At 32.5% G+C, this 6,060-nt stretch carries 3 protein-coding genes and 2 pseudogenes; 1 reads left to right on the plus strand and 4 read right to left on the minus strand.

The genetic code is table 11. The features are described from left to right. Position 1: 1 nt before the first annotated feature. On the minus strand, positions 2-2,695 hold the full coding sequence (locus H4683_RS19355) for a MerR family transcriptional regulator (protein ID WP_192600477.1): 2,694 nt from the start codon (positions 2,693-2,695) through the stop codon (positions 2-4). Beyond that, entirely contained in the window at positions 2,692-3,990 is a 1,299-nt protein-coding gene (locus tag H4683_RS19360) for a hypothetical protein (RefSeq protein WP_192600478.1), read from the minus strand. The genes H4683_RS19355 and H4683_RS19360 overlap by 4 nt, the downstream gene beginning before the upstream one ends. Positions 3,991-4,257: 267 nt before the next feature. Here H4683_RS19360 and H4683_RS19365 point away from each other — a divergent pair. Further along, positions 4,258-4,659: pseudogene (locus H4683_RS19365) on the plus strand (tyrosine-type recombinase/integrase); the annotation flags it as partial. A 226-nt stretch (positions 4,660-4,885) separates the two neighbouring features. Here the strand turns inward: H4683_RS19365 and H4683_RS19370 are convergent. Together H4683_RS19370 and H4683_RS19375 are read right to left on the minus strand one after the other, a co-directional pair. Further along, positions 4,886-5,050: a hypothetical protein gene (locus H4683_RS19370; protein ID WP_225942240.1), complete on the minus strand. Its 165-nt coding sequence runs from the start codon at positions 5,048-5,050 to the stop codon at positions 4,886-4,888. A gap of 346 nt (positions 5,051-5,396) precedes the next feature. Continuing rightward, positions 5,397-5,944 (minus strand): annotated as a pseudogene (locus tag H4683_RS19375) (IS66 family transposase); the annotation flags it as partial. Between the last annotated feature and the right edge of the window lie 116 nt (positions 5,945-6,060).

Below are 6,060 nucleotides of genomic sequence, written 5' to 3' on the forward strand. Positions count from 1 at the left end.
CTCATTGCTGAAATCTATAAAGTTCTTTCAAGGAACCAATATTTTTTTGTTTTTCAATAAATTCAGCTCTAGGATCTGTTATAAACTCATAGACATCAAATCCGAACCTTTGTATTGCTTGAGCAAACAATTCCAATTGAATATAGAATAATCTCGCCCGTTTTCTTTGTTCGTAGAATGGCTTTTCTATTTCGAGTTTTTGAGATTCTAAATATCTATTCAATCTGTCCTGAAGGCTCGCCCCAAGTGAAGAGAGGGCATAGTAATTTGGTATGGAAAATGCACAGTCAAAACAATCTACACCTTGTCCTGTTTTTACACAACCACTTTCAGCAAACATACATTGAATATTTTCTTTCTTACTTGGCAATTGTCCTGTTTCAATTTTATTTAGGAATTCCAAAGCCTCATCGAAACCCATTGAAAGAATGCGATCCAAGACGGTTTTTCTATCAGTATGTATTACATTTAAAAAACTTGATATCTCTTCAATTTTATGAATATCTCCAAAGTAGTTTTGTATGCATTGAATTTCGGTAGTTCTTTTTTCTCGATCAATTTCAACACCTTGCAAAACGTCTAGAAACGTATCGTATACAAATCCAAATGATTCTCTTGCAAATAATTGCTTTGAAAGAAAGTTCAGATCTTCTTCAGGGATATCAACATAAAAATTAGTCGTTTCTTGTTTTAAATGCCCTCTCATTTTCTGGATTGTTTTCAATCCTGCTGTTCCTTTTTGCGTTTTACTTAATATTACATAAACATAAGACATTAATGATCTATTCATCTTTCTTGAGGAAAAAAGGAATTGTTCCTCACCAAAAAGTTCAAAAAATCTCCTACTTCGGGTTTCGGTAAATTGTTGCCCCTTAGTTGAAAAATCAATTAACGATTCATGGAAAGGTGAAATTGCATTAGTCCTTAATTGGCATATAGCAATCGCAGTAGCAAAGGGTTTTTTTAGTTCCTTAGAACAAAAGAAATAGTTTTTTACTTGGGTTTTAGAAATGATGAATTCTGCTCGATACACTTGGTTAATAATGTAATCAGTATCTTCATCACTTAATTCGTTTCTTAACATCCAGTCCAAATCAATTATTTGTGTTCCACTTAAATTAACTTGAGGGAAAGAAACGGCATCTGAGTGTCTCCATGCGTTATTCAAATGAAGAAGAATATATAACCAACTTGATGCATAATATTTTAATGTTCGCTTTGAACCCTTGCCAGAAATTATATTTAATGTATCTAATATTGCCCTTTCTTTATGTAAACTTATATCCTGGGCATAGTTATATAATTTTTTATATTTCTTGTACTCATAAATCGACTTATCTTTAGGATTTATCGTAATATTATAAGGATTAGTAACCCGTTTAAGATCAAAAGTTTCTAACTTTTGATTCTTTAATTTATAATAGACTTTTTTCGCAAATTGATAGATTATCATAGCGTTATTTAAAGGGATTTGATTAAATAAAATGTTAATATCATTTGAAGTAACTGAATATATTTCAAGTTTCTTTGTTGAACTTACTAGGTTAATCAAATGCTCTGTTTCATTAACATAACTATTAATATATTTTTGTTTGGAATAAACACTAGATTTTGATCTATTAAGCCTACTTGAAACAAATTGTAACCAATTTTCAGATGTAAATGGTCCTAGTTCATTTAAGTTTATTCCACTAACCTCCAATCGGTATTTAAAAGTATCAAAATCAGATTCCATTGATACTGTTGACAGTACTCTTTTTATTCTAATTTTTTCAAACCATGTATTTACAGCTTCTCTCGAATACATAATTCTTTTGTCTTTGAAAAGGGGACGAAGCAAACTATCTATTGGTTCACCTTTCACCTTACATTGTGTAGAGTTAAAAGAGTTAATAGAGTTAAAATAACCTTTATTAAGAGCAATTTCTTTAATTTCAGCAAGTGACATATATTTTTCTTTTAAAGCATCTTGGCGTATTTTTAAACTATCTACAACCTCCCTTATGTAATATTTGCGTTGATATGCATCTCTTTTTGTTATAAGGCTATACTCCTCTTCAATTTGCAGATAATGTTTACTCAAAGTTACCGATAGAATTTGTTTGAACTCATCTAATGAATAATAATGATCTGAATTAACTTCCATTGATTCTAAGTGTTTAAGTATTTTTTCAAAATCACTTCGCTTAAAATAACGTTTCATACCTAATTGGAATGAGTTTATTTTTAACTTAAAACAAATATTATTCTTATACTGTTTGTTTTCTAATTGACTACATCTACTTATCATTTCATCCAAAGAAATATAATTAGAAATAAATCTGTCTATTGAGTGTTTACTAATAAATAATTTTATTGAATTAATTGGATATTCTACAAAGACATATTCAAAAGGAGAATCGGTTCCCTTGCTTTCAAGAAACTTTTTAAAGGGATAAGTACTATTGGAGTAGCTAAATTTTATTTTTTCACGCATTTCAGGAAAGCTTAAATAATTTTGGAGGATAAATGCTTCATATGATAAACGCTTTCGTAGAGATTGAAGTTCAACCTCTTCATTTTTTCCTATTACAACTCCTGCCTTAATCAATTTTTCTATTCTCTGTATAAATAACTTCCTGGAATCAAAAGTAGGATATAGATCTTTACCTCCAAAGTACAAATGAGCATCCTCTATCTTAATCATTGTTATCACTTACTAAACACCTCCCAATCCCAATTTCTTGTCATAGTTTTTCCAACATCGACTATCTCTTCAGATGAAAGAATCTCAATTGCCATTTGAAAATTTGATATTGCGTTCCTATAGTCTATATACTCTTTTGCTGATTCAGTGCTTCTATCCCCTCTGGCAATAGCCATCTGTTTGTCATCAAGTCCTCTATTATATAAAAAGTTTGTAAAAACTCCTCGCCCAATATGGGTACCCCAAATTGATTCTCTTAGCATATTCCAGTCAGAATAACGGCCTTGTGTTGAATTTAATCGCTCCAAGTAAGCATCCTTAACTTTTCCAAATTTCTTCTCATATGTACCTCCAGAAATTGTTTTACCTTTAGAGTCAACAAAAAAAGCGTAAGGATTCATTTTTTCAACTTTCATGTTCATTTTTATATGGGCATCGTATAATTCTTTTAAGTAAGTGCTTGGCAAAATTGGTTGTATACGTGCTCTTTTTACTTGTTCTTTTGTGGTGTTTTGAAGATGTCTGAATAAAATATTTTGATTATCTAGTACAGCAACATAATTTGATCCGCTTAAAAAGTCGGTTGGAATACTTCCTGCTGTCAGGTTTACAACCTCACCTCGCCGTAGTCCTCCAAAAAATTGAAGTGCAATTCCAAAAGCAATTTCAGGCATTACTCTTCGAGCCTCTTCTAGAAACTCATAAACTAATTTATTTCTTTTTTCAGGAATGTCCCCAAAATCCTTAAGTTTATTTTTAATTACTCTATTCGTTGAAGGGTATTGGGTGTCAAGAGTAGGATCTAAAAAGGGGCTAATGATTACTTCTTCACCTCTTTTTGATATATACGTATCAAATACGATTTCTTCATCTATTAGTTCCATACTTTTCAAATAGCTATAAAAATGTATCAGATATCTTTCAATTGAACCCCTCACATAATCATATGCCAGCTTTTTTTCTGAACAATGAGTGATATATTGTGCTGCATGTTTAAGTTGTAATCCTCTAAAGCCTTTCTCATGTAGGATTTGGTAATCTGGGTTTCCTTTAATTATTTGTTCATTGATGAAATTTAATAAGCCTACTATCTTTCTAGCAGGATTTATTTGAGCGCTTATACTTTTACCCTTGAATTCATAATTTTCTTTAATGAAGTGAGTAATTGGATGAGGCACAATAATACCATTTTTTTTATTTTGTACACCTATTGTGATTACTGTTCTCTGCTCCAACTGGTTATTACCAAGTAAATGTTCTATCTTATTTTCTCTTACAACCCATTTGTACTTTTCTAATTCCATACAATTTTCACCCCTAAACAATTTATAATGTTAGTATCTTATATTAGATTATTTATTTAAAATTGTTTTAAAGACTCAACCCATAGTATATTAATCTGACCAACGTTTTATATGTTTCAAATATTTCGAATTATATATAATCCCCATAATATACTATAATGGGAAAAAAGAAAACCCTTGTTTATAGTGTATAAACTAAGGCTCACGGAAAGATAATATATAGTTTCGATTTTTATCCCATAAGTAGGTGTACAAGGCAATAAGAGGCGGCACATACCGTTAAAAGATAAGGTCGTCACGAGTGTCCGTCAGTATCGAGCGGCGCGAGGATTGACTACATTTGAACATGCCCAACCGGATACGCCCCTTTTCACAACGAATACAGGGCGCGCTTTCTCCCCATCCTATTTATCTCAGTATGTGAGCGCACAAATATCGAGTACTGTTCGACTGAAGTTATCTGATCCGTCACTTAACATCACACCGCACGTATTCCGCCATGCCTTTGCGATTATCTCTAAACTCAATGATGTCGATATTTATACCATAATGAGATCCTTGGGGCATGAAAAAATTGAAACGACGATGATTTACTTAGAGAAGATTTTTGAGAAAGAACGTCACGCGATTCATGCTTGGAAATCGGATCAATTTGGAGAATATATTTGATTCCTATAGAAAATACCCTCACGTAATCAGTCCAAAACCGTAGTTATGGAGCTGATCCGTAAGGGTATTTCACGCCTGCTATTAAATTGAGAAGGGTTCTTCCTAATAGATTTATATGCAAACCTTTATTTTTTTCTGGTTAGATTATAGTTGCTTGTATTTTTACTTTTATCAGATGCGTTTTTAGTGTATTTTTTTGGATCTTCAAGGAAATTTCCTTCATTAATCAACTTGCTTTCATATTCGGAGAGATTACAACGATTGTATCAGAGGTAGAGTAAATCATATCCTTTAATTTATCTATGATATAATCAGTTGTTTTATCGGACATAACTGGTGATTCGCTTATTTCTCCTTGATAATATTTAGCGTCCTCCCCGAGTGCTTCCACAATTCTGTCTCTTAAATCCTTAGCTTCGGAATGTTAATAAGATATAAAAGTTTTATATGCCAATCAAATTCCCCTCGCTCATTTATTTTTAATTTTCTTATATTAGTTACATTACATTTTAACTATATTACTTGAGGCGTTAGCACTTTGCTAATTGGATAATGATTTTTACTACAGTATCAATTAGTTCTTCGGGATTCTTGCTTCATCACCCAAATCGATATATTAATGGAAGTACATCAAGCTAATGGTAAGCCCGAACTATAAAAATAAGCATACCTTTTCAGTACGCATGACAAACAGCCGTCTAGGATGATTTTTCAAATCAAATAGGCGGCTAATTTTATTATTTGCTACATGTTGCTTGAACGGTCTTTGACCAGGGCAAGTACTGATCTAAAATCTTAGGATTTTGATGGATATTGAGATTCGGTAAATCTGTCAGCAGCTTCTTTAGATATTCATAGAAATCGATGCGATTACTCTTCGCTGTCTCTGCGAGACTTAAACAAATAGCGTTTGCCCTTGCACCGGCCTCGCTAACGGAATGCATCCAATTTTTTCGACCTATGACATTGGGACGGATAGCATTTTCAGCTGGATTATTGTCGATTTCAATCCGACCATCATACAAAAATGCTTTTAATCCGTCAGCTCTATTTAATGTATACTCTGCTGCTTTTGCGAGAGCACTTTTACCGAAGAATGGAGACGTATCCACCCACTGAAAGAATTCATCCACAATAGGCTTCGAGTATTTCATGCGTTTTTTTCGGCGTTTACTTGGAGACAGGTTTTGAATTCCCGCTCCAAACGATATAATTTATCGCAATAACTCACGCCAATTTGTCCGTTTTTGCTATCAGCTTTCAACCAATAACGTCGGACATGCGCCTTATCCAAGTTCTTAGATAAGGCACATTATCCAAGAAGATTGGTTATCCGAGAAGAATTACTGTATGCCTTACAAATACAGTAATTCTTCTTTTTTTCTCGGATAATAATTTGAT

Origin of the sequence: Sporosarcina limicola (assembly GCF_014873855.1) — a bacterium.
Lineage (GTDB): Bacteria > Bacillota > Bacilli > Bacillales_A > Planococcaceae > Sporosarcina > Sporosarcina limicola.